The sequence below is a fragment of the Paenibacillus qinlingensis genome, assembly GCF_031455095.1.
GTDB lineage: Bacteria > Bacillota > Bacilli > Paenibacillales > NBRC-103111 > Paenibacillus_E > Paenibacillus_E qinlingensis_A.
In genome coordinates this window covers 312,005-336,403 of record NZ_JAVDSB010000003.1, presented here as the reverse complement: position 1 = coordinate 336,403, position 24,399 = coordinate 312,005, and the positions used below count along the sequence as shown (strand labels likewise).

At 47.2% G+C, this 24,399-nt stretch carries 17 protein-coding genes and 1 pseudogene; 2 read left to right on the top strand and 16 right to left on the bottom strand.

All coding sequences use genetic code 11. The features are described 5' to 3' along the window. Positions 1-8 precede the first annotated feature (8 nt). The 6 genes from J2736_RS12280 to J2736_RS12255 form a co-directional block, all read right to left on the bottom strand. Entirely contained in the window at positions 9-3,488 is a 3,480-nt protein-coding gene (locus J2736_RS12280; RefSeq protein ID WP_310226903.1) for an SMC family ATPase, read from the bottom strand. Positions 3,489-3,581: 93 nt separating this feature from the next. Continuing rightward, the gene (locus tag J2736_RS12275; RefSeq protein ID WP_310226901.1) at positions 3,582-4,757 is read right to left on the bottom strand and encodes an exonuclease SbcCD subunit D; all 1,176 of its coding nucleotides are present in this window, start codon (positions 4,755-4,757) and stop codon (positions 3,582-3,584) included. A gap of 54 nt (positions 4,758-4,811) precedes the next feature. Beyond that, positions 4,812-8,777: a helicase-exonuclease AddAB subunit AddA gene (gene addA, locus J2736_RS12270; RefSeq protein WP_310226899.1), complete on the bottom strand. Its 3,966-nt coding sequence runs from the start codon at positions 8,775-8,777 to the stop codon at positions 4,812-4,814. Between the two features lie 18 nt (positions 8,778-8,795). Beyond that, positions 8,796-12,326: a helicase-exonuclease AddAB subunit AddB gene (gene addB, locus J2736_RS12265; RefSeq protein ID WP_310226897.1), complete on the bottom strand. Its 3,531-nt coding sequence runs from the start codon at positions 12,324-12,326 to the stop codon at positions 8,796-8,798. 202 nt (positions 12,327-12,528) lie between these two features. After that, positions 12,529-12,771 (bottom strand): hypothetical protein, encoded by a 243-nt coding sequence (locus J2736_RS12260; protein ID WP_310226894.1) that lies wholly within the window; start codon positions 12,769-12,771, stop codon positions 12,529-12,531. Positions 12,772-12,852: 81 nt separating this feature from the next. Next, positions 12,853-14,223, bottom strand: a complete 1,371-nt coding sequence (locus J2736_RS12255) for a class I SAM-dependent rRNA methyltransferase (RefSeq protein WP_310226892.1) — start codon at positions 14,221-14,223, stop codon at positions 12,853-12,855. A gap of 125 nt (positions 14,224-14,348) precedes the next feature. On the opposite strand from J2736_RS12255, the gene J2736_RS12250 reads away from it, so the two are divergent. Then, positions 14,349-15,365 carry a Na/Pi cotransporter family protein gene (locus J2736_RS12250; RefSeq protein WP_310226890.1) on the top strand — a complete coding sequence of 339 codons (1,017 nt, stop codon included), beginning with the start codon at positions 14,349-14,351 and terminating at the stop codon, positions 15,363-15,365. Here J2736_RS12250 and deoC read toward each other — a convergent pair. From deoC to prmA, 5 genes are all read right to left on the bottom strand, one after another. Continuing rightward, positions 15,328-16,008, bottom strand: a complete 681-nt coding sequence (gene deoC / locus J2736_RS12245) for a deoxyribose-phosphate aldolase (protein WP_310226888.1) — start codon at positions 16,006-16,008, stop codon at positions 15,328-15,330. The genes J2736_RS12250 and deoC overlap by 38 nt on opposite strands. A 133-nt stretch (positions 16,009-16,141) precedes the next feature. Then, complete coding sequence (gene mtaB / locus J2736_RS12240; protein ID WP_310226886.1) at positions 16,142-17,476, bottom strand: tRNA (N(6)-L-threonylcarbamoyladenosine(37)-C(2))-methylthiotransferase MtaB; 1,335 nt, start codon at positions 17,474-17,476, stop codon at positions 16,142-16,144. A 5-nt stretch (positions 17,477-17,481) separates the two neighbouring features. Further along, positions 17,482-18,249 (bottom strand): 16S rRNA (uracil(1498)-N(3))-methyltransferase, encoded by a 768-nt coding sequence (locus J2736_RS12235; RefSeq protein ID WP_310499107.1) that lies wholly within the window; start codon positions 18,247-18,249, stop codon positions 17,482-17,484. A 123-nt stretch (positions 18,250-18,372) separates the two neighbouring features. Next, the gene (locus tag J2736_RS12230; RefSeq protein WP_310226884.1) at positions 18,373-19,044 is read right to left on the bottom strand and encodes a site-2 protease family protein; all 672 of its coding nucleotides are present in this window, start codon (positions 19,042-19,044) and stop codon (positions 18,373-18,375) included. 10 nt (positions 19,045-19,054) lie between these two features. After that, positions 19,055-20,029, bottom strand: a complete 975-nt coding sequence (gene prmA / locus J2736_RS12225; protein ID WP_310226883.1) for a 50S ribosomal protein L11 methyltransferase — start codon at positions 20,027-20,029, stop codon at positions 19,055-19,057. A 209-nt stretch (positions 20,030-20,238) separates the two neighbouring features. On the opposite strand from prmA, the gene J2736_RS12220 reads away from it, so the two are divergent. Continuing rightward, positions 20,239-21,045 (top strand): glycerophosphodiester phosphodiesterase, encoded by an 807-nt coding sequence (locus J2736_RS12220; protein ID WP_310226881.1) that lies wholly within the window; start codon positions 20,239-20,241, stop codon positions 21,043-21,045. Between the two features lie 72 nt (positions 21,046-21,117). Here the strand turns inward: J2736_RS12220 and J2736_RS12215 are convergent, their stop codons facing one another. The 5 genes and pseudogenes from J2736_RS12215 to J2736_RS12195 form a co-directional block, all read right to left on the bottom strand. Next, the gene (locus J2736_RS12215) at positions 21,118-21,393 is read right to left on the bottom strand and encodes a hypothetical protein (RefSeq protein ID WP_310226879.1); all 276 of its coding nucleotides are present in this window, start codon (positions 21,391-21,393) and stop codon (positions 21,118-21,120) included. Continuing rightward, a pseudogene (locus J2736_RS12210) lies at positions 21,393-21,545 on the bottom strand (YfhD family protein); the annotation flags it as partial. The gene J2736_RS12215 and the pseudogene J2736_RS12210, both read right to left, overlap by 1 nt. A 91-nt stretch (positions 21,546-21,636) precedes the next feature. Beyond that, a complete protein-coding gene (locus J2736_RS12205) occupies positions 21,637-22,434 on the bottom strand; it encodes a hypothetical protein (protein ID WP_310226877.1) in 798 nt (265 codons plus the stop codon). A 12-nt stretch (positions 22,435-22,446) separates the two neighbouring features. Then, positions 22,447-23,658, bottom strand: a complete 1,212-nt coding sequence (locus J2736_RS12200; RefSeq protein WP_310226875.1) for an ABC transporter permease — start codon at positions 23,656-23,658, stop codon at positions 22,447-22,449. Further along, positions 23,655-24,332: an ABC transporter ATP-binding protein gene (locus tag J2736_RS12195; protein WP_310226873.1), complete on the bottom strand. Its 678-nt coding sequence runs from the start codon at positions 24,330-24,332 to the stop codon at positions 23,655-23,657. Before J2736_RS12195 ends, J2736_RS12200 begins: the two co-directional genes overlap by 4 nt. Positions 24,333-24,399: the final 67 nt, after the last annotated feature.

Sequence of the window (24,399 nt, the reverse complement as noted above, 5' to 3'; positions counted from 1 at the left end):
AGACATGCTCAAAGCTCTTCGAGTGAAATGCGACTTCCACGACCTGATGGTTCTGCGGGATGAACAATTAGTTTGCGAACGAGTCTCGCTCTCAGTTCAGGCACGTGCGAGATCACACCTACGGCTAGTCGGTCTGTATGCAGTTTTTCCAATGCACCAATCACCATATCTAGCAACTCTTGGTCAAGCGTACCAAAGCCTTCATCTAGGAAGAAAAACTCCAACGGATATTCGCCTTTTAGTTGAATCTGTGCGGATAAGGCTAACGCTAATGCTAAAGAGGTAAGGAACGTTTCTCCGCCGGATAAGGTACCCACCGGACGCTTCACCCCGCCATTCGCATCGTCACGAATGACGAAACCACCGCCAGAGTCGACTTCAATGCCATATCGTCGACGCGTCAACTCCCCAAGTCGCTCCGATGCGGCACGACTTACTTGCATTAGCTGCTCTTCGGCAAGATACTCGACGAAGGCGTTGGCCTTGAGCACGGCTTGCAGCTTCCCAAGCCGCTCCAGCTGCGTCGCTTGCTCCACCCGCTGTGCTTCGAGCTCGCACCAGCGCAAGTGCCGCGCAGCGAGCTCGCTTGCGCCCTGCGCCGCCTTGGCCCGCGCCTCCAGCGCTGCCTCGGCGCCAGCCTTCGCGTCGCTCAGCTGCGCCTGCGACTGCGCCCACTCGGCCGCGCTCAGCACGCGGCCCTGCAGCTTCGCTGCCAGCTGCGCCAGCTGGGCGCGCAGCGCCTGCTCTCGCTCGCGGTGCTCCGCCGCGAGCTGCGCCCAACCGCGGCGCTGCTCAGGCGCCAGCGCCGCGGCTTCTACGGCTTCGCGCGACGCGAAGCCGCTCTTCTCGAGCGCGCCGGCTAGCGCGCGCTCGGTTTGCGCCTGCTGCCGCGCGGCGGCGGCAGCGGCTTCGGCGGCGGCGCTGTAGCGCTGCGCCGCCAGGGACTGCTCGCGCTGCGCAGCAGCGTGCGCGAGCTTGGTCTGCTGCGCGAGCTGCCGCAGCTGGGCTAGCGCGGAGGTCGCCTCCGCGATGAGCTGCGGCACCGCCGCGCCAGGCGCGCGCAGAGCGAGCTGCCGCGACTTGTCGGCGACGAGCTGCGCGAGCCCTTGCAGCCGCTCATAGAGCTGCAAGGCTGTACGATCGCGCTCCTGCGCAGCAAGGTGAAGACGCTCGATGTTGGCGGTAAGCTCCTCAAGAAAAGGAATGCTCTTCTCGAGGCGTCCACGCAATTCATCGGCTAATCGCTCGTTATCAAGGAGTTGCTGAAGTTGCTCTTCCACTTTATCCCATACTAAACCAGCATAATGTGTATCCCATTGATCTTGTTGCTCGCGAATACTATGCTTTAACCCGTTTACCCTAACTTCTGCTTCCACCAACAAGCTAACAGCAGCTTGCCCCTGCGTACTTAGAACGAGTTCCTGTTTGGCAAGATCGGAATGCTCCCTGTGTAAAGCTTGATACATATTCTCACATTCTTCTACCTGTGAAACAGCTGCTCGGAAGGAAGATTCTATGATATTCCATTCACTTTGCCAATCCGTCTCACTCATCTCTGCCTGTGAACTGCGCAAATCCAGATGCTCAACCACTTCTCTGCTTGCTGCCGCTTCTTGTAAAACAAGAGGGCTGATCGCATCTCCTCTTTGCTTCTCTACCACTTCGCTTGGAAAAGACAGCGTTGTAGCTTGCTGTTTCAAACTAGCCATTTTCCGAAAAACTTGAGCACTTTCAAATTGTCTTTCTTTCGCCAGACGCAGCAGTTGCTCTACTTGATCTAACAAACCTTCAGAACTAGCGGTTTCACTAGTAGTTGCAGAAGTTTCATTACTCAAACGAAGTGCCGGATGATCCAACCCTCCACAAACCGGACAAGGTTCACCCGCTTCCAGTTCAGCAGCTAGCAGAGCAGCCAAATGATGTCGTTCTAGATCCCTTTGTAGCTTACGTTGGGCTTCCAGCCAGTCTTGTAATCTTGTAACAAACGTTGTATAAATGCCGTCTTGTCTCCGAATTTGCCCTTCCCATTCCGCATAGGTAGAGAACCATCCGATTAGCTTCGCATACAGCTCTGTTTGCATGTCTGCAATTCCACCTCTGGCATGTTCCACTGCTAGACTTGCAGACTTTTTATCTTCTGCATTTCGCTTCGCTTCCAAGACTTGTGTCTGAAGCTGATCTATTGCTTTTTTCTGAACCACAGCATTTTGCAGCTGTTGTCTTTGGGTCGCATCCGTCTCTACAAGCTTCAACTGTGCTTTCAGCTCATTTTGTTTCGCCAGTGCTTTTTGTTTCGTCTCATTGGATTTAGCAATCTCCGCTTGCAAACTTGAGAGCGCCGACTTGACCTCAGCCTCTTGTGTTTGTGTAACTTGAGTGTGCTGTTTAACCTGTTCAAGCTCCTTTTGAATGACTAATGCTTGTTCCAATTGATCCAAACGGAGTACGAGCGGTCCTTCCTGTACCTCTAAATCATGTTGAGCTTTGTCATAAGCTACCGTTGCTTCTTTAAAAACCGTTTCGGCAATCACCTGTGAAGATGTTGCTGTTTGTAGCAACCCTTCGCTTGACAGCACTTCATTCACAGCCAACTTATGTTGATCTAAGTAAGGAATCACCCGCTCTGCTTGTTCTGCGAGTTTCAACAATTGTTCCTTTTCAGTAATGAACGAATCATGCTCTTGATGCTTCAGTTGCTCAACTGCTAGAGATTCCGATTCCTGTATCCACTGATAGACTTGCTTATTTTCCTCATAAGCCTTCTCCTGTTGCTCCAAATGAAGTCGACTGCGAACTGCTTCTTGTTCTGTTTCTAGCAATTTGGTATTCGCTTCCTCCAATGCAGAGGTGGTCGCATCACCTAAACCTTGCTGTTCCGCAGCAAGTTGTTTAACTGCGCTGTCCGTTTCCTTTACTTTAGAGCTAACCTTAGCACTTAAATGGTCACCATAGGTTTCAAGATGGAAAAGTCGCTGCAGCATTTGTCTACGATCTTTCCCTGTCAAGGTTAAAAACTCAGCAAACTTCCCTTGCGGGAGTACCACAGCTCTTGTAAAGTCCTGCATCGACAGCCCCAGAATACTCTGGACCTGTTGATTAACCTCACCTGCCTTATCTGCGAGTACGATCGTTTCACTATCGCGTATATGTAAAAGACGTGAGATGGTTCCATTAATGGACATCTCTGCCCCACGCTTGAATTGCCGCTCAACCCGGTAACGTTCTGTACTCGTCGCATTCGTCAGTTCAAATGTAAAAGAAACGAACAGCGTCTGCTCCGCATGATTCATGATCGCTTGCGTGCCTCCGCTTGCTCTTTCTACTTTGCCATATAACGAAAGAGTAATCGCATCAAGAATCGAGGATTTCCCGCTGCCAGTTGGCCCAAATATACCAAAAACACCTGCATCTATAAGTTGGCTAAAATCAATCGTCTGCAGCTCCCGATAGCTTTGCAAACCAGACATCTGTAACTGTATTGGACGCATCGCGCTATCCTCCTTTCACCATTTCTTCGAGTTATCCACAAGCACTAATTGGGGAAAAGATCCCTTTACTTCTCTCTCTCATCTTGCGTTTATTCAAGCAGACGTATCGCTTAGATCTTTCTCTTCCAACAATTCCAAAAACAATTGAACTAAAGCAGGTTCTGGCTGTGCGCCTCCCGTTTGGCGAGCATAGAAGCGTGTAAAATGCTCTTCCATCGAAAAAGCCGCTTTCGGCATAGTTGATCGTACGGCTTCCATTTCTGGATAGATGGGTCGAATATGGACGAAGCCTTCATATGCTTTGCGTAACGCTTGTATTTGTTCAATGGACATCGCAGATGTCATTGTGATCTCCAGATCAATCCATGCTGTGCTATCTCTTTGTTCCTCCAACCATTGATGCACTTGTCCAATCCCTTCCTTGGCTTTCCAATTCACCAGTGGACGTCCAGAGGTCAAGAAAATCTCCTGCGGCTCCGCCGCCTGCCCTGGCGCAAGATCAAGAATTGTCACAGATTTGGCTTGACCTGCTTCTGAGAAGCTATAGGCGATAGGCGATCCGCTATATCGTATAGGAGATTCAGCCTTCACATTTTGCGGGCGATGCAAATGACCTAGTGCGACATATTGCGCCCCTGCTGTCAAAGCTGTTGTGTCCACCGTATAAGCACCGCCAACTTGAATAGGACGTTCCGATTCCGTTTCATGACCGCCTAGCACGTAGAGATGACTCATAATTAAATTCACAGTACCGCTCTCGAAAGACGCTGCTTGCTTACGAATTAGTGCACCAACCCGCTCTGAATATTTACTGCGCAGCACTTCCTCCTCCGCAATGTCAGATAGCAATTCCTTAAGACGAGATTCCGAAGGGTAAGGTAAAGCGATTAGGCGAGCAAGCTCACCCGTTCGCGCTATGCCAATGGATTGAATATCTGGAATCGGCAAACCGATCAACGTGATCCCTTGTGCTGCAGCCAATGGTCCCGAAGCCGCAAGCCGATCTGGATGATCGTGATTGCCAGAAATGATGGCGACTTGCCTTTTACCGCCATTCGCAAGTCTCGCAATTCCTTCATAAAACAACTGTTCCGCTGCCGCAGGAGGGTTCACGCTGTCATAAATATCACCAGCAATTAACACCAGATCAATCGCTTGATCTTCTACAATAGAGACGAGCTCATCCATGAAAGCAACCTGCTCTTCCATGCGGCTCCGTCCTTCTAACGCTCGTCCAAAATGCCAATCCGCAGTGTGTAAAATTCGCATGTCTCATCTCCTTTCTGCATGTTCCATGATATCTATTTCTCTCTACTATTTCCCCTACATTTCTACTAGTTTAGCTCCGTCAAAGAAATAAAGAAATTTCCCCTGTACGGGACGCTTCCAAATATGTTCCACGGCTCGTGCATATAACGTAATTTGCTTTTCATAGCGAGTTTGAAGCTCAGAATCGGTGCTGCCCCTTACGGCATCTGTCTTATAATCCACGAGTACGAGCCCCAACTCATCTTCAAATAGACAATCAATAACCCCTTGAATTAGCACAGTCTCGCCTAAGGTGGATGGATCTGACTCCGCATACACTTCATCTGCTGGCAATCCATAACTAAATGGAACCTCTCGTTGTACATTGCGTGACTCGATCATTCGCTTGCCCACTGATGTCTCAAAAAACTTCAAAATAACAGGAATGTCTACCACATCACGCTGTTCCTGCGTCATTGTCTGTTTATTCAACATCTCTTCGAGCGTTGTTTGAATGCTTGCCTCCGTAGGCATATCTGCTAATGACATATTTTGCATCACGGCATGAACAACGGTTCCTTTCTCCGCAGCCGTTAACTTCTTCTCTTCCATAAATTTTGGTCTACGCCAAATCGAAGCCCCTGGTTGACTGACCATTGGCACGGTACCTTGGTTGAACAAGGTTTCAGCATGAACTGGCGACTCTAATTCATCTGCAATTCGATTCAATTCAGATAACCGCTTCATTTCCGAAACCGTCGTTTTGGCAAAGTGTTTCGGCGCATCCGGAAACTCATATTCCCAAGACAGCCGCTTTTCTAATGCCGCTCTCCACTTCCCAGAGGTATCGACGGCTTCTCGTTGTTGAATCTTCATGAAACGTTCATGATCTGGTACAACTATCTCACCATCAAGTACATCCATCGTCTGTAGACGATCTGGCGTTATCACAGTCAACTTCCACTGAGATGGATCACGCAGCAATCGAACATGGGATGAACTTTCACTGATTCCAAGCCGCTCACGCCACAAAGTCGCATCGGGGTGACGCAGCAGAGCAGGTCCAACCCAATCCAAATAACTCTTCGCTTTAGCCAACTCAAAATCAGGCAAATACCAAGCATCACGTGATAAGTGGCGCCCCCAACCTTTTAAAAGTTTATCGAGAGATTTTACCGTGCCAAGCAAGTATAATTTCTCGCGCGCTCTCGTGAGTGCAACGTATAGGACGCGCATTTCTTCCGCTAGAAGTTCAAGTTTTAGCCTTTTCTTAATGGCAAGTGAAGGTAAAGTAGGGTAACTTACGCGCAACGTGGTATCTACGAAACGCGGACCAAATCCCAACTCCTTATGCAATAAGAACGCCTCATTCAAATCTCGCTGATTAAACATCTTGGCCATACCAGCCACAAAAACAACAGGAAACTCCAAACCCTTACTCTTATGAATGGACATAATGCGTACGACATCTTCCTGTTCACCGAGTGCACGCGCGGTCCCGAGATCGCCGCCACTTTCTTTCATCCGCTCGATAAAGCGTAAAAAACGGAATAATCCGCGAAGCGATGTACTCTCGTATTGTCTCGCTCGATCATATAGTGCTCGTAGATTTGCTTGTCTTTGCATGCCGCCAGGTAGTCCGCCAGCAAAATCGTAATAGCCCGTTTGTCTAAAAATATGCCATATCAGGTCAGCCAGAGAGCCTTGTCTAGCGTCATTACGCCATTGTTCCAATTGCACAAGAAACTGCTCCAATTTCATTGAAAGCTCGTCTTTTTGTGTTGTTGCGCTCTGTTGGACTTTACGTAATACAGACTCATAGAAAGCTACAGATTTATCCGCAACTCGAATCTGCGCCAAGTCTTCAGCTGTCAGTCCGACCATCGGAGAACGTAAAACAGCAGCCAACGGAACGTCTTGATAAGGGTTGTCAATAACTTTTAACAGTGAAAGCATAGTTTCGACTTCCGTTGCGGAGAAATATCCTGTACTTAGCTCTGCGTAAGCAGGGATACCTTGTTTCTTTAACTCGTCTATTAAAATCGGTGACCAAGCTTGGGTTGCCCTTAGTAATATAACGATATCCCTGTAAGTTACAGGGCGATCACCGCCTGATCTTTTATCAAAAACTTGAAATGATTCTTGGCCCCCTGAGCCCAGCAGCCCTCTGATCTGAAGTGCGATGGTGCGAGCTTCAAGCTGTGCAGTTTCCAGCTCTTCCGCTTCTAGCGCAGGATCCACCCCATTTTCAGCACCATCTGCGTTCAGGTCTTCCCCCGTTTCATCGGATTCATCGCTGAATGCTTCGCTCTTATCTGTGCCATCTTTGCCTCGGTCAATCAACAACATCTCTACTGAACAATCCGATGCAGAAGGCGGGTAACCCGCTCCATACACCAATTCAGCGCGCTCATCATAGGCAATTTCACCCACGGTTTCATTCATCATTTGTTTAAAAATAAAGTTAACGGCATCGACCACTTGAATACGACTTCGGAAGTTTCTTGCTAAATCAATGCGTCCACCGTTCAATTCATGATCAGTAAAAGCTTCCTTATTGGAACGATATGCTTTGTACTTTTCTAAGAATAAACCGGGTTCTGCCAATCGAAACCGATAAATACTTTGTTTCACATCACCAACCATAAAACGATTTCCAGGCTTTGAGGTTGAAATCAACTCCACAATCGCTTCTTGGACACGATTCGTATCTTGATATTCATCCAACAACACTTCGGCAAATTGTTTCCGATAAGATTGAGCTGCTTCAGAAGGGTACAATTCACCAGGCATGGAACCTGGCGCACTTAAAATTTGTAAACAATAATGCTCCAAATCAGCAAAGTCAATCAGACCTTTTGCTGCTTTTGCCGATTGATACCGATGTCCAAAATCAACAATGAGATCAACAAGAACGTGCAACAACGGCGCCATTTGTGCAATTTCTTGATGAAATTGTTCTGGTGTACGACCGAACAGCTCATCTTTTAATTTATTAATTTGTTCCTTTGCCTTATTGCGCAGTTCTTTGACTTCTTCTTGCAGACCTTTATCGAAATCATCGCCTTTACAGGCTTTGAGTTTACCGAACTCTACGGTTTGAAAACCACGATATAAGACTGACCAGGGATACGTCGTCGTTTCTAATAAATTATGAACAAGCTCTATATCATCACGTAGATTTTCAATATATGGGGAAGGTCCTCCTGGGGATTCTGCGATGTTCATCGCTTGTCCTAGTAAATCTGCTGCACCTTCTAATTCAAGAGAGAGATCACGAACTAGACTCTGTTCCCATAACGAATAATCTACGGCAGCTGATGCCGCGGCAACATAGGGCAATGCTTCTTCAACTACCGTTCTTTCTTCCTCTACCGCTACTTGGTCCGTACGTCGCTCTGGAGGCCCAAACATAGACGCCGTCCCTCTTAACCAATGTTCCGGCCAAGGATGACTACGAGATACGTCATAGAGCTTCTGGATCAGCTGCATAATCGCGCTATCGTTGCGCTCACCGCTAAAAGAGTCAACCAAGCGCCAGAAAGCGCTGTTCTCATCACTTGCTGCATAATACTCTTCCAGCATCTCGCCTAGCAGATCCTGGCGGAGTAAATCAGCCTCTGTTTCATTCGCTATGCGAAAGCCAGGGTCCAATTTGATAAGACTGAAATAACGTTGAACAACTTCTAAACAAAAGGAATGCAAAGTCGTAATGGAAGCCTTACCCATCAAGGCTAATTGCTTGCGCAAATGCTGTGAATGCGGCTGTTTCATCAATTCTTTTTCAAGTGCCTCACGAATCCGATGCTTCATTTCGGAAGCTGCTGCCTTCGTAAAGGTTGCGACGAGTAATCGATCTACGTCAATCGGTTCCCACTCATTGGAAATCCGTCGAATGATACGTTCCACGAGTACGGCCGTTTTACCAGAGCCCGCTGCAGCGGCAACGAGCATGTTTTGCCCTTTGAGGGTAATGGCATCCCATTGATCATCCGTCCATGTACTCCCGAGGGGTTTAGGTTCTTGCTGTTGTATCACCATGTACGCTCCTTTCTACCTTCACGATTGGCTGACGTGCGCAGCCAGCTCCGTCCATACCTGATCCTTTGCACGCGGTCGGAAAACTTGAATCTCATTCCCCTCAAATAAGGGATCTATTTGACAAATTGCCGTATACGAACAATGCTGGCAGGCAGACTTTTTCCCAAGACGATAAGGAGCAATATCTACATGACCATCTGTAATGTTCGTTCCAATTTGTTTAACCTGTTTTCGAACGTATGTTCTCAATGTATCCCATTGTTCATCCGTTGCTACCGACGAAGTCGAGTAAAAGCTTCCATCCTTCTTCAAGGCAACAGGAATGAGTTGTGAATGCCCTGAGCTGTTTATTAGCTCATCATCCATTAAGCCAGCTACTTCAGCATCTGCTGTAACCAAGCCCTTCATTTTAAATCTTTTACGCAGCTCTTTCTCAACGGAAGCAGGATCTAGCGCATTTTTCTGTTGAAGCATGGGGTTATGCACATGGAAATAAAGTACGCCTGCAGGCTTCGCCTCAACACCTAGCCACGTTTCTGCATGTGTAAGAATAACGTCAAGATACGTAAGCATTTGCAGCGAAAGACCGTAATACACCTCTGAAAGTTGCAAGGCAGTCTGACTAGATTTGTAGTCAATCACGCGCAATAGAACGCCTTGCTCACCATCCGCTCGATCTACACGATCAATCCGACCGATAATCTCCATCGTACAACCGTTTTCTAATTCAAATGTCAAGGAAGGCAAATCCTTTCCTGGACCAAAATCTATTTCAAGACCTAGAGGTTGAAATTGCCCATGCTTGGCGTGTTCACCGAGAATAACAGCTGCTCGTCCAACCACTTGCTTTAGTTTCCTAGCAATATAAGCATAACGACTGGAGCTTAATAGAATTTCTCCTTGAAGTCTTGGCGCTAGCTCATCTACCACTTGTGCAGACCTTTCCATACACTGCTCGGCAGATAGTGATCCCCAATCTAACTGGTCCTGCTGCAGCTTTTGGACGAATTGATTTAAGGCTGCGTGGAACAATTGACCGATATCCGGCGCATCCAAACGATATACGCGACGCTCCTGTAGTCGTAACCCATGGGAGATGAAGTGAGAGAAGGGACAGGCTACAAACTTCTCCATGCGTGAAACACTGGCGCGTAAATGTTGACCATATAACTGTTTACTGGTTGCGGAGCTAAGCCCTTTCTCTTTGTTCGTATATTGCAATGCCTGTACAAGAGACTGCAGCTTTAATTGCCAATCAGGCTGATCCACATACCAATTGTACGCGTCCCACCATAGCTCTGACATGCGCCCTCCCAGCATCCAATGCTTCATGCGAGCAGCCAAATAGGAAATTGCCTGTGTCGGATGAGTTAAATAAGCCGCTTGCTCATTTTCGGACGAATCTATAGACGGTTCTGCAAGAAGCAACGACCCTTCCGTTCCTGGAAATAGCTGTCGCATTTGTCTGATTAGCTCTGAGGGCAATAACGATTTCCCTTCTTCATCCGCTAGCGGGTAACTGATCCAAAGCCGTTTCCCTGGAACAGTCAACGATGTATACACGATAAATTGCTCATCCAACAGCTTCCGGCGACTTCCATCAGCCATAGGCAAACCGGAATCCATCAGAACGCTTCGTTCTGCTTCTGTAAGTACACCTTTTTCAGCCATTTGTGCGGGAATTACCCCATCATTTACACCTAAAATATAGGCATACCGAATTCCGCTTGAACGTGTCCGATCCATGCTTCCGATCAGCAATTGATCCATTGAAGGCGGAACTAAACCCAGCTTCATACTTTCCATCCCTGTTTCAATAAGACCGTTAAACAGCTCTAAAGAAAGCTCATCATCGCCCATGGTTTCTACCAATTGGTCCAGCATATCCATCACACTGTTCCACATTTGTCCATGTTCGCGGGCTTTTTCTGGCTTTCCATCCAGTGTCGCTTGCTGTGTCCATGCTTCCAATTTCTCTGGGGCTTGAACAGATACTAATAGCTCATAAATAGCTTCGACCTGTGCCTTAACCGTGCGCGCTTGAGCAAGGCGATTCGATAAGGCAAGTAATGGACGCACAACCCACGATTTGCTCGTATTTAATGCTTGAAGCTCGGCCGTTTGTTCTTGCAGCTGATCTTCTGCTTGTTCCAAGTTGGCACGGAATTGATAGGTCCAAGGTTTACCATCGGTCCATCGATAACCTTGAATCCCGAAGGCGAGCACGTAATTCTCTAATTTATCCAGTTCCGTCCTCTGTGACGTCGCACCTGGAGGCAATAGTAAATCCGTTTTGATACAACGAAATACGGCATCGTAATGCCAGTTATGTTGAACAACTTCGAGTGCAGAACGAATAAATTCCACGAGTGGATGATGAAGCACCGAACGCTTCTGATCAAAAAAGTGAGGGATCTCATAATCCGTAAGAACCATATTTAGCAGATCCTGATAACCTTCCATATTACGAACCATGATGGCCATTTCACGCCACCTTACGCCTTGCTCGCGGACTAATTGCAGCATGTCACGCACGGCACCTTCAACCTCAGCCCGGCGATGAACCGCTTCTTTAATAACAAGCTGATCCGCTATCTTCTCCCCAGGAGATGTCTGATACTTAGGAGCTCCCCCACCAATTCGTCGATCAAAATTGTGCTCTAAATACGCAAGCGCAGGACTATCTTCGTAGCGCGGCGAACGATGTGGCGCAAGTTGGAGAACCTCTGCCGAATTAAGACCTAATTGCCAAATCATCTCTTGCAAACGTACCATCGTCGTAGCCGTAGGATGAAATAAATCCAACTCATCTGGCGAATCACCAGCCTGCAACTCTCGATCCAGACATAACGTAATTGTCACTTGTTTACACGCAGCAAATAACGCACCAAGCACCTTGAATTCTTGAGGAGTAAACCCGTGAAACCCATCTATCCACACCGAAGCAGAACGCAAATAACTGGAGTTAGTCACTTGTTCTGCAAGCAGCGTCAAATAATCTTCACCGTCTAAATACTGCTTGGCAAGCTCTGACTCAAAATGCCGATAGACGAGTTGAATATCGTGCATTTTATCTCGCAGCAAGCCATGTTCACCAAGGTTGGTCACTCGTTTATTCTCATGTGTCTCCAGCTGTTCTGCCGTCACAAAATACCGCTTCATTTCTGTGAAAAGCTGGTTCAAACGGTCAACGAAGCCCATTTGTTCAGCAGAATGACCGAAGAGTCGCAGCTTATCTTTGTATTTATGTAAAATGCTCGTTAACAGCAGTTTCTTTCCTGTATCATCAATAGGCAGCCTCGCTGTGCCGCCTTCTTCTTGCATCACACGCCACGCTAGACGGTGAAAACTCAGCACTTGCGCACGGATCATCCCGCGAATACTCGGATCTGAAACTAGCGCATGCTCCGCTTGAAATGTGGCTTGTTCTGGGACAAGCAGAATCAACGGGTCACCTTCCGGTGCCGATGCTAGCTGCTGCTTCATTTCTGTCAAACAGCGCTCACTCTTGCCGCTACCGGCTCTACCAAGCACGAATCGAATGGACATTCAGGGCCTCCTAACACTTTCCGGCGGAAAGCTTGCTTCGTAAGCAATTCTCGTATTCTATTTTTCTATTCTAGCATATTTCAATGGATGAGTCGGCGTGGTAGATCATGGAGGGGGATCATGGGGATACATTTCGAACACGATATGCGAACGTATATTCTATTAGTATAGCATAGAATAGAAATAGAAAAACAAAAATTAATTAGTAGTCGATTTTTTCGAGTTGCAGTACTGGAATCACTGCGTTTCTCTCCCGTAACTCGATTTTTTCGAGTTGCAGTACTGGAATCACTTCGTTTCTCTCCTGTAACTCGATTTTTTCGAGTTGCAGAACTAGAATCACTGCGTTTCTCTCCTGCAACTCGATTTTTTCGAGTTGCGGTACTGGAATCACTGCGTTTCTCTCCCATAACTCGATTTTTTCGAGTTGCAGTACTGGAATCACTCCGTTTCTCTCCCACAAACACCACACACAACAAAAAAAGACAAAGCCAGATTTAACCGGCTTTGCCCAGTTCATAACAATTTATTTGCTGCGCACTTCAAAAATAGCAAATTTCAAATAATGCCCTTCATCAACGCCAAGAATGCGCGGGTGATCCATTCCTGCTCCACGGAACTCAATCAAGCGCAGCAACTTCCCGGCATCTGTTGCCGCGGCATGGATTGTTTCAAGAAACAATTCCGGATGCATGTGGTAAGAGCAGCTAGCTGTGACCAGATATCCACCTTCATTCACAAGCTTCATCCCGTGTAAGTTAATATCTTTATAGCCTCGACAAGCTCCTTCAACAGCACTTTTCGTTTTCGCGAAGGCTGGCGGATCGAGGATTACTACATCCCAAGTTCTGCCGCCGGTACCTACTGGCTTGGAAGTGTCGACCTTGGCTTGTCCTGTCGCAGCAGCAGAGCGAAGCTTGCGCTCATCTAGGCCTTTAACTTGCGTGCGTAAGTACTCAAAAGCATCCGCAACAACGAATTCAACGCGATCCTCGAAGCCATTCAATGCAACGTTTGTACGTGCACTCTCAATGGCATGCTCAGAAATATCGAGACAGGTTACTTTTTTCGCACCAAATTGACAAGCATTTAGCGTAAAGCTCCCCGTATGTGAGAAGCATTCCAACACAGAAGCTCCGTCCCAAAGTGGGAACGTCACTACTTTGCCATTCGCATTCACAGGCAGCATTTGTGTAACGCCATTCTCTTCCACCTCAGACAATTGAATACCACTGCGGTGACCCCAACCTGTCATCAATGGCGCGATAGCCGCACGATTCTCGCGTTGATCGAAGAAATACCCTGTCTTCTGACCTTCCTCAATATCCACACGAATCCGAAGGCCGTTCTCAAGAATATCAACATGCTTCGCACAATCTCCGAACAGAAGCCCTTTCGTTTGTTTAAGACCCTCTAACTCACGAATGGGAACGTCACTTCGCTCATAAATCCCAGCAGGCTTCATGACTTGCACTAGCGCTTCCACGATGTTCTCCCGGCAGAGGTCCATTCCCAAGGTCAAAATCTGAACAACGAGTGTGTTCTCAAATTTATCTACGATGAGTCCTGGGAGGAAGTCGGCTTCTCCATAAACCAAGCGATAGGACTGCGCTCCTTTCACAAAACGCTGACGATGAAGGAAGCAACGTGTAAATCGTTCGACGAAAAACTCCGTCGTCATCGCCTCAATCGGGCTATACGATACAATACGTACCGTTAGCTGTGAATTTTCGTTGTAATAGCCAGTTGCAAGATATTTGCCTAGGTGGTTCTGGACAGATACAAGTTGTCCAGGTACGATTTCTCCATCCGTCCGCTCGATTTCACTCTTATAAACCCATGGATGTCCTTGCTCCAAGCGGGGTTTGCGTTTCTTATTTAAAAATACTGCTGCCATATTGGTTAGCCGTCCTTTGCGTGAAACCGTTCACCTACATCATCTGGCTTGTCATGCTTGTCTGTACGGTCACATATATTGGTTGAAAACGAAAACGTCGTACCTCACGAAAAGGAGAACTTCTCATGATTCATGCTATTATTTTGCCTGTACTCACAGGCTTTATTTTATTCTTGCTCGGAATGAAGCTGATGGAATCCTCGCTTCAGACCTGGGCTGGCCCCCGCCTCCAGCTGTGGCTGGAGCGGTTCACCCGCACACCGGTGCGCGGCCTCATCACCGGCACCGTACTAACCGCGGCGCTGCAGAGCAGCACCGCCATCACAGTCATCGCCATCGGCCTCGTCGGCGCTGGCGTCCTGTCCTTCCCGAGAACACTTGGCGTGATTCTCGGAACGAACATCGGCACGTGCCTCACCACTGAGCTGATCGGGCTCAGCATCAGCGGCATCGGCGTGCCGATCCTGATCGCCAGCGCCTGCGTCTGGCTGGCGAGTTGGCTTGCCGGTCCGCTACCTCAGTCAAGCGGACCACGCGCGACCAGCGCCCCGCAGACCGTCGCTGCGCACAACGGCGGGCGCCCCTGGCTGCGCAGCGTCCGCTACGGCTCGCTCGCGGTAGCTGGCTTCTCGCTCGTGCTGCTCGGCATCGAGATCATGCAAACCATCGGGCCTGCGCTGCAGTCACGCGGTCTCTTCACCTGGTTTGTGCAGCAGGCGCAAACCAGTCTGCTCTGGGGCATCCTCGCAGGCGCAGCAGTGACCGCGCTCGTGCATAGCAGCGCAGCCGTCATCGCCATGGCGATGAGCCTTGCCGCTTCTCAGGCACTGCCTGTCGAGCTTGGCGTCGCCATAACCATAGGTGCCAATGTCGGCACCTGTGTCACCGCGCTGATCGCCGGCATGAGTAGTTCACGCGCCGGTCGATACGTCGCATGGTCGCATGTTCTGCTCAATGTTGGAGGCGCAATCCTCTTTTACCCATTTATTCATCTGCTCGTTAGTCTTTCAGCACTGCTTGCTGGTGACGCGGCTTCACAAATCGCACGGTCCCAAACCATTTTCAACATCGTAGGTTCCTTAGTTGCCTTACCTTTTTGCTATCTTAGTATGTGGAAGCGCCTTGAGTTCCGTTCACAATAGCTACACCTGAACTAGTACCTAATCTTGTCGCACCTGCTTCGATCATCGCAATCGCAGTCTCAACATCTCGTACCCCACCTGATGCTTTCACACCAATCGTGCCCGACACATTTTGACGCATCAAACGAACATCTTCAAGTGTAGCCCCACCAGGGCCAAAACCAGTCGAAGTTTTGACAAAATGAGCACCCGCTTCTTCCGAAAGACGGCATGCCGCTATTTTCTGCTCATCATTCAAGAAACCTGTTTCCATGATTACTTTGACTATGGCTTTCCCTTTAACAGCATCTACAACTTGTTTGATATCCGAACGAACGGCATCAAGTTGCCCTTCCAACAGCAATCCGATTGGCAAAACCGTATCGATTTCAGCAGCTCCATTTTCAACAGCTTTAGCCGCTTCAAAGGCTTTCACTTCACTCAAACTCGCACCAAGAGGGAAGCCAACTACTGCAGCAACCTTAACGCCTGTTCCTTCCAATGCTTTAGCAGCTGTAGCAACAAATTGTGAATTGACACACACGCTGAAAAATTGATGTTGTGCCGCTTCCTCGCACAATTTGTGAATCGCAGCTGTACTTGCATCTGCTTTCAAAAGCGTATGGTCAATATAACTAGCAATTTCTTTCGCGTTTAACGTCATCGAAAAGCACCTCATTTTAGTATTGTTATTTCATCCTTATTTGCCGAGCTCTCGTGTAATCGAGAAAACCTCTAACGCAGTCCTTCAACAGGAACGACCACGAGTAGAGGTAGGTACTTGCCTAAAGTTTCACTTACAGATTCACTACGCCTTCAAGAATGCGCACAAGTTGTCCTTTGCTTTCATTCACTCCAGCTTCCGTCACCTTAACACGGCACACTTGACCGATCATCTCTTCTGAACCTTCAAAAACTAACTGCACATAGTTATCCGAATAACCGCTATATAGCCCACTATCCGGTGCACCTTTGTAGGTACGCTCTGGAATAACCTCCAAAACTTGTCCAACGAACTTCTGAGCATATGCTAACTGCATTTTCTCCGAAAGATCGATGAGTTCATGCACACGTGCATTTTTGATTTCTTCATCCACTTGATCTTCCATCCGTGCAGCGGGAGTTCCAGTCCGTTTGGAATATGGGAAGACGTGCATTTCAGAAAATTTCATTTGCTCCATGAACTTGTAGCCATCGCGGAACATCTCTTCTGTCTCGCCAGGGAAACCAACGATAACATCTGTCGTGATTGCAACATCCGGCATAATCTCGTGCAGACGTTCGATCTTACGAGCGAACTCAGCTGTCGTATATTTGCGGCGCATCCGTGCTAGCACTTGATCATCGCCAGCTTGCAGCGGGATATGAAGGTGACGGCACATTTTGTCCGAAGATTTCAGAACATCAATCACTTCATCTGTAATTTGACTGGCTTCAATAGAGGAGATCCGAATTCGCTTCAGACCTTCCACTTTATCTAAATCCTTCAATAGCTTGGCCAAGCTGTAGTCTTCAATATCTTCGCCATAGCCCCCAGTATGAATACCTGTAAGGACGATTTCTTGATAGCCAGCAGCAACGAGTTGCTCCGCTTGTGCGATAACGCTTTGCGGTTCACGACTACGCATCAACCCGCGTGACCACGGAATAATACAGAACGTGCAGAAGTTGTTGCAACCTTCTTGAATTTTCAAAAACGCTCGCGTACGATCAGCAAAATCCGGCACATCCAGTTCTTCGAACGAACGGGTTTTCATAATGTTGCGAACTGCGTTAATCGGTTGACGATCCGACTCAAATTGCTTCACGAGTGGAATAATCTTCTCACGATCCTGCGTCCCTATCACCATGTCTACGCCTGGAATCGCCATAATTTCAGCTGGAGACGTTTGTGCATAACAACCTGTTACAGCAACAATGGCTTCTGGATTACGACGAATTGCGCGTCGAATCATTTGACGGCTTTTCTTATCCCCTGTATTCGTAACTGTACATGTGTTAATCACATAGACATCTGCCGTATTTTCGAAATCAACTTGTTCATAGCCCTCATTTTTGAAAAGCTGCCAAATTGCTTCTGTATCATAAAAATTCACTTTACATCCTAGTGTATGAAACGCTACCGTTGCCATTTCGCTTATCCTCCCATTTCTCCGGTTTCATAGAACAGACACGTAAGACCCACCATGGCAGCCGTCTCTGTCCGTAAAATGCGATTCCCCAGCGAAACCGAGCGAAAGCCAGCATCTTCCGCTTGCTTAATTTCTTGCTCTGTGAATCCACCCTCGGGGCCTACCGCAATCAAAACTTGTTTGCCTGATCCTAACTGACCTGCTGCTAGAGCAGCCTGTATAGCTGGCTTTAGCTGCTGACCGTCTTCCTTCTCATAACAAATCCATGCGACATCCGCTTCCTTAGCTCGCTGCAACAATTGTTTCCACGAGTAGACCGACTCAATCTGCGGCACGCGGTTACGGTGCGCTTGTTCGGCTGCTTCTTTTGCGATTTTCTGCCAGCGCTCTGTGCGCTTAGCTTCTTTCTTCGCATCATACTGCACAATGGTTCGTTCCGATAAAAAAGGAAGAAACCGGGCTGCCCCGATCTCGGTCCCTTTTTGAATAATAAGCTCCATCTTATCGCCTTTAGGTAAGCTCTGTGCAATCCACACGTCAACTGTTGCTTCAGCATCCATCGCAAGCTCTTCTACGATTTCCGCGGTCACAGCTCCCTTATCCAAGTGAGTGATACGAACGAGCACCTCACGATCCACGCCATTGCTGCAGATCACTTTATCTCCTACTTCTGCTCGCATGACACGACCTAGATGATGTGCATCATCACCCTCAATGGTGACAGTTTGTGTAGAAGCATGGAACTGCTGAGGCGGGAGAAAATAACGCTGCATAGTCAAAGCCTCTCTATCTTCGTTCATTTGAACTTTATTGGACTGCAAGATCCAGTGAAACTACCACACACCGTCATACCTCGTTTGAGCCTGAAAATCCATATGGAACTGTCTGGTCAGAGGTTACATGCCCAGTATGCTAGTAATTACAATAGCAAACTGGTTGATAATGCTATCACCTAAACGTAGATAAGGATCTAACGTTACCTGACGTAATGGTCTGATAAAGACGACTAGCAGGAAAATCACAGAAGCCCATTGTTCAAACTTTTGAAGTGCTTCCGTGTATCTAAGGTTAACCAAATCCTGAATAATGCGATACCCATCAAGTGGCGGAATTGGTATTAAGTTAAACAGGAACAGGGTAATGTTGATGTTCAACATTAACTTCAAGAACAAGACAATTGCATCTCCGCTACCCTTGGACATCCCATCTAACCAGCCATACTTCTGGAACAGAGCGAAAATAAATAACGTAATAAAGGCCATAATCAAGTTACTAATTGGGCCCGCCGCGGTTACAATAATGCCAAACAAGCGAGGTCGCTTGAAATTACCACGATTTACGGGCACGGGCTTCGCCCAACCAAAGCCGGCAATTAGCAGCATGATCGTTCCGAAAAGATCCAAATGGACCATCGGGTTCAAGGAGACGCGGCCAAATCTATAGGCCGTATCGTCGCCTAACTTATAGGCGCTATACGCATGAGCCCATTCATGAATCGTAAACGAAAGTACGAGCACCAAGATGACAAACGGCAACGTATTCCAATCGTAAAATAATAAGCCTCCCATGAACCAACACCTACAGCTTTCTAGCTACGATCACAACCCAATTCGAATCATAGTTTTTCTCTACGATCGTGAATTTAGCTGCAATCAGTGCTTTTTCTACATCCGCTTCTTTATTCGTTATGATGCCTGAAGTAATGTAATATCCGCCTTGTTGCAGCACCTCGTACACATCATCAACGAACATCACTATGACCTCTGCCAATATGTTCGCAACGACGAGTTGAACAGGAATGGACACGCCTAACCCTGCATCCCCTTCGGACTCGCTTTCTTTAAGTACGCCAAGAAGATCGCTAAGTTTCACCGTAATTTTATCTTCGAGTTGATTCTGCTTCGTATTATCCAACGCACTAGTAACAGCTACGGGATCTAGATCCACCGCAAGGACATGTTTAGCTCCAAGTTTAGCTGCTGCAATGGAAAGAATACCTGAGCCCGTTCCCACATCAATCACGTCGTCACCAGGCTGCAGCACTTTCTCTAGCGTTTTCAAGCAAAGTGATGTCGTTGCATGTGTACCTGTACCGAACGCCATACCTGGGTCAAGCTCTAAGATTAATTCATCTGGCGATGCCGTATACTCTTCCCAAGTTGGTTTAATCGTCAATCGATCGGAAACACGGATCGGTTTGAAATACGTTTTCCACGCATGTGCCCAGTCTTCATCATCAACTTCGACAACTTCAAACGTCGGATTTCCCGTATCGATATCAAAATCCGCCAATTGTTCAACAGATGCCTTCAGATTCGCGAGAACAGGTTCCATGTCTGTGCCATGGTAAAAATAGCCTTTGATCACAGCTCTCCCTTCCGGGATATCGTTAAACGGTGTTTCGTATAATTGACCGAATGACGTATCTCGCTCTTTATTTAAAGTACCGGATTCTTCGATGGAAACACCTCCGGCACCCAATTCATGAACAAAGTTAGTTATCATCTCAATCGCTTCTTCTGTCGTATGTACAGTTAATTCTTGCCAAAGCATCGGTATTGCTCCTCCTGTCGGTTACTCCCTATGTAAAATGAACCTACTAGGTCTATTTTCACAAAGAGTATTGTACTACACTTCGCTTCTGGGGTAAAATGGACTCATAAATGTAAGCGCTTTTTTATTTTTCTTAACACTGTTCTAACAATCTGGTGTTACATTGAATAAGTCATCATTATTATCTATTGTAAGAACGGAGACAGCTTATGCGAAAAACACTCATGGTACTTCCTGTTTTCCTTGTAATGGCCCTTATCGCCCCCCTGACAACCAAAACCTTGAGTGCCGATAATTACAGTCAAGTTACTGCTCATCGTGGAAGCTCAGGGCATACGCCAGAGAATACGCTAGCTGCGTTTCAACAAGCCATTACCGATCACGCTGGATATGCAGAGTTAGATGTCCAAGAAACGGCAGATGGCGTCGTCATGCTTATGCATGATAATAGTGCGGATAGAACGACTGGTATCAACAAAAATATGTGGGAAGTCACCTCAGCTGAACTCCAACAAGCCAATGCTGGAAGTTGGTATCATAAAGATTACAAAGATGAGCGAGTCCCTACCTTGGATGAAGTAATTACACTCGCCAAAGGTCATTTGAAGTTGAATATCGAGTTAAAAAATAACGGTCATGTAGTGGATCTTGCCAAAAAAACGGTAGATATCATCCAGTCCCATGATTTTGTAAAAGAATGCACCGTGACCTCTTTCGACGCGGAGCTTTTGCATAAAGTGAAATCTCTGAACTCCGCCATTAAGACTGGCCTCATTGTAGGTCAAAACACCGATAATCTGAATGAGCTAATGAAAAGCTCGGATTATGACGTTATTTCTGCGGCTTATCCGCTTGTGAATGAATCTTTCATGAGATTGGCCGAGAATTACCATAAAGAAGTTTATGTTTGGACAGTCAATGACACTAGAATGATGAGACGCATGCTCGCTCTTGGTGTGTCCAGCATTATTACGAATTATCCCGATAAGCTTGTCAATTTGATGAGCGTTGAATAATCTGTACATGGTTAAAAGCACCTGCTCCTTCAGCCTCAATTGATGAGGTTCAAAGGAACAGGTGCTTCTTGTTTAAACCGACCCGCCCGCTGTTTCAATCACACGGATCGCTTGCTCATAACATTTCTCATCAATCACAGCTGCTAGAACAATATCAAGTCGAGCTGCATCCGTCTCTTGATCACTATTAATCATACTATCCGCCATGGATGACTCAAACCCACTGCCAATATCATTTGAAAAGCGGTCAACTTGCACATCGACTGCTCGCAAGGCCTTTAATTTTGAAGCGACACCTTCAGCTTGCTCTGGTGAATAAAAATAGGCAAGAATCGCTCGCTCAGCCATTACTGATCTTCCTGACGGTCATCCGCTGCTTGCGCACGTGCGGCTGCTTCGAAATCATCTTTATCTGCTACTTCTGACGAGAATTCAACATCCTCTTGTTTAGCAACTGGCAGGTTGCTTTGTGCTTGGTTATTGTGCTTCTGGTTCATATACGCATGCCTCCTATATTCCTAATCCCTTTATTGAAAGCCCCATATATCGTTTGCGAACCAGAACCTTTTTATGCAAATCCTAACAGCATGATTACTCCTTTATCTTTTCAAAAGAAGCATTATATAACCGAAACATCGTTTTGTAGCCGGATTCATCAAGCTTAATACCGACATCAAGCTTCCCGGTGATCAAAAGAGGGCCCGAGGTATATCTCAGTTTCACTGCATCGGGTACATACACAATCATGATTTGATTCCAGTACGTCTCGTCACCATTATCGAAGGGACATTCTGCTCCTGGTTGAGGAATCAGAAGAAACCAGTGCTTCTCAAAGGACAAAACTTCCCCCATAAATCCTTTGATCTGGACGGTCTTCCCGTTCATATCCCAAAACTTATTGGATGGCGTATCTTGCTTAGCAGTATCGAAAAACTCTCCCCATTTGATCTCGTTGGTCAAATGGTTTTTTGTCGCGTTTGGCGAACTGACCGGCTCTGTCGGTTTGGCTTCTGCTTTGGTCTCCACTGGTTTGGTCTCAGTCTTCGGAGCCGCACCTCCTCCAATCTCGGCAGACTTCGGTGAAGTTACAACGGACTGTGTGTCACTAACCTGTGCCTGTGGGGAAGGCGATGGTGGCAGTGTAGGCTTCGTAGTAGGAACTGCGGACGCATCCGGGCCACTAGTCGCAGGACTTTCAGTTGTCGAAACAGGAGCAGATGTCTCCTTGGGGGAGACAGGGCTGCTTGGCATCGCGGAAGCTACGGTTGTGGTTGGTGAAACGATACTACCGAAGGACTGTCCTGACGATTCTACCTGCTTTTGGCCACACCCCGAAACAATAACGAACAGGACTACGATTAGTCCTATCGTACAATATCTATTTCTCATCCTATCGTCACCTCAAGACCGGAATAATTGCAAAGGATCAACGCGATAAGCTTGAATCGCTGGACCAATGGAAGCTGCTACCGCAATCAGTAAAGTAACTACAATCAGCCCAAACTCCCCTGGTAAATAAGCAGCCGCTTGTATTTGTAAACCTGTCTGCGCGAAAACAACATCGCTGCTCAGAAATGCGCCGATATGCCCGAGAGCAATCCCGACAATTAACCCCATAATGGTTAATAGAACACCTTCTCCGATTAGGGAAAACCAGATGAACTGCTTCGATTTTCCTATTAATCGCAGTAAAGCAACATCCCTTTTGCGTTCATGAACGGCAGCAACCAACGATAATAATATCGAGCCTGCTGCGAGTAAAATACATATGATCGTTACGAATTTCACTGCTTGTGTTCCTTGATCAACAACGTTAACTACATCAGCGACCGCTTTGCTCGTAAAGACAGACTGCACATTATTGTATTGAGCGAACTCTGTTTTGATCGTTTGAGCACCAAGAAGTGATTTCGGTTTGACAAGAATGGCTGTAATATCGTGCTTGCCACTTTGCTGACTTTCATGAACAGCCCAGGCATAATCCAAAGTCGTAAATACAGCGCGATCATCTGATGTATGAAGTGTCGGCAGTATACCCACTACTGTATATGTAAAGGCATGGTGTCCCTCTTCCTCGCCTTCTTCCTCCTCTTCATGCAAGCCTGCTTCCTGTATAAGTCCATGTGCACCAACAAAAGTGTCTCCCACTGATAGACCCAGCGAACTTGCCACGTAAGAACCAACAATGGTCTCTCCTTGCTTTCCGTAAAGAGCACCTTGTGCCATTTGTTTATCAGCGCCATAGCGTGTCAGGAAATAACCTGGCTCCATGCCGATAATTGGGAACCCTTGATAATTATCACCAGTCGTCATGGCATAAGCCGAATCCACGAAGTCATTTTTGCGCACATCATCTAAAACCGTGATTGGAATATTCCCCGTAGGCGCACCAATGTGGTAGTAGGTATTAAGGGCAAGCTGTGTACTGCTGCCTTTGGCTCCAATGGTGACATCAAAAGGTCCATAACCATTTTCAGCGCCTCGCTCAACGCCTTGACTGCATATTAGAAGGAATACAACCAGGGCAGCTGTAATAGCTACAGAGCAAATCGTCAATAGTGACAGGGTTTTACGATGCCAGAGTTGGCTCCAAAGCAAAGAGATGACACTCATACCGATACACTCCTAAGCAGCTCATTCAGTTCTCGCATATCTACTCTTGTCGGAAACATTTCTGCGATATGTCGATCATGCGTGACTGAAACCAAAGTCAATTGCTCAGCTTTACAAATCTCAAGCAGCAAGGCCATCAACTCACTCCCCGTCTCCCAATCCAAGCTGCCAGTCGGCTCATCCGCTAAAAGTAGTGGGGGCTTTGTAATTAAAGCCCTAACAATTGCGGCTCTTTGTTGTTGCCCCCGTGATAGTTGCGATGGTAGATGGTCCCTACGATCTTTCAATCCTACACGTTCAAACCAATCGTCAAGCTTCTCCGTTCGCTCCCTCTTCGACCACGTGCGCGGCAGAATCAACTCAACGTTTTTTCTTAAGGTAAGTGAAGAAATGAGATGAAAATCTTGAAATATATAGCCGATATTTTCCGCTCGAAAGCGATCTCTTTTACTTTCGGAAAGAAGATGAACAGGTTGGCCAGTTACCCAGATTTCACCCTGTTCTGGCGTAATAACACCGCTTAGCAGATGTAAAAGCGTGCTTTTCCCACAGCCACTCGGTCCCATTAGTGCGATTCTTTCACCTTTTTGAATGTGCCATTTCGCTATTTGCAAGATTGGCAAGTTTTGACCATGGAGTCGGAACGATTTCGATATTCCCTGCATGCTAATCATGCAAACCCTCCTCACTTCTATTTGACTACAAAAAGAAAAGAGGACACAGGGAAGGAGCCCCCCATGT

Excerpts from the sequence above, each read along its gene's own strand:
- prmA (WP_310226883.1), bottom strand. The coding sequence starts at position 20,029 with ATGCTTTGGCAAGAATTAACTGTACATACGACAGAAGAAGCGATTGAG.
- J2736_RS12200 (WP_310226875.1), bottom strand. The coding sequence starts at position 23,658 with ATGAGTGTCATCTCTTTGCTTTGGAGCCAACTCTGGCATCGTAAAACC.
- J2736_RS12205 (WP_310226877.1), bottom strand. The coding sequence starts at position 22,434 with ATGAGAAATAGATATTGTACGATAGGACTAATCGTAGTCCTGTTCGTT.
- J2736_RS12275 (WP_310226901.1), bottom strand. The coding sequence starts at position 4,757 with ATGCGAATTTTACACACTGCGGATTGGCATTTTGGACGAGCGTTAGAA.
- mtaB (WP_310226886.1), bottom strand. The coding sequence starts at position 17,476 with ATGGCAACGGTAGCGTTTCATACACTAGGATGTAAAGTGAATTTTTAT.
- J2736_RS12255 (WP_310226892.1), bottom strand. The coding sequence starts at position 14,223 with ATGGCAGCAGTATTTTTAAATAAGAAACGCAAACCCCGCTTGGAGCAA.
- J2736_RS12220 (WP_310226881.1), top strand. The coding sequence starts at position 20,239 with ATGCGAAAAACACTCATGGTACTTCCTGTTTTCCTTGTAATGGCCCTT.
- J2736_RS12230 (WP_310226884.1), bottom strand. The coding sequence starts at position 19,044 with ATGGGAGGCTTATTATTTTACGATTGGAATACGTTGCCGTTTGTCATC.
- J2736_RS12280 (WP_310226903.1), bottom strand. The coding sequence starts at position 3,488 with ATGCGTCCAATACAGTTACAGATGTCTGGTTTGCAAAGCTATCGGGAG.
- J2736_RS12215 (WP_310226879.1), bottom strand. The coding sequence starts at position 21,393 with ATGGCTGAGCGAGCGATTCTTGCCTATTTTTATTCACCAGAGCAAGCT.
- J2736_RS12195 (WP_310226873.1), bottom strand. The coding sequence starts at position 24,332 with ATGATTAGCATGCAGGGAATATCGAAATCGTTCCGACTCCATGGTCAA.
- deoC (WP_310226888.1), bottom strand. The coding sequence starts at position 16,008 with ATGACGTTAAACGCGAAAGAAATTGCTAGTTATATTGACCATACGCTT.
- J2736_RS12235 (WP_310499107.1), bottom strand. The coding sequence starts at position 18,249 with ATGCAGCGTTATTTTCTCCCGCCTCAGCAGTTCCATGCTTCTACACAA.
- addA (WP_310226899.1), bottom strand. The coding sequence starts at position 8,777 with ATGGTGATACAACAGCAAGAACCTAAACCCCTCGGGAGTACATGGACG.
- J2736_RS12250 (WP_310226890.1), top strand. The coding sequence starts at position 14,349 with ATGATTCATGCTATTATTTTGCCTGTACTCACAGGCTTTATTTTATTC.
- addB (WP_310226897.1), bottom strand. The coding sequence starts at position 12,326 with ATGTCCATTCGATTCGTGCTTGGTAGAGCCGGTAGCGGCAAGAGTGAG.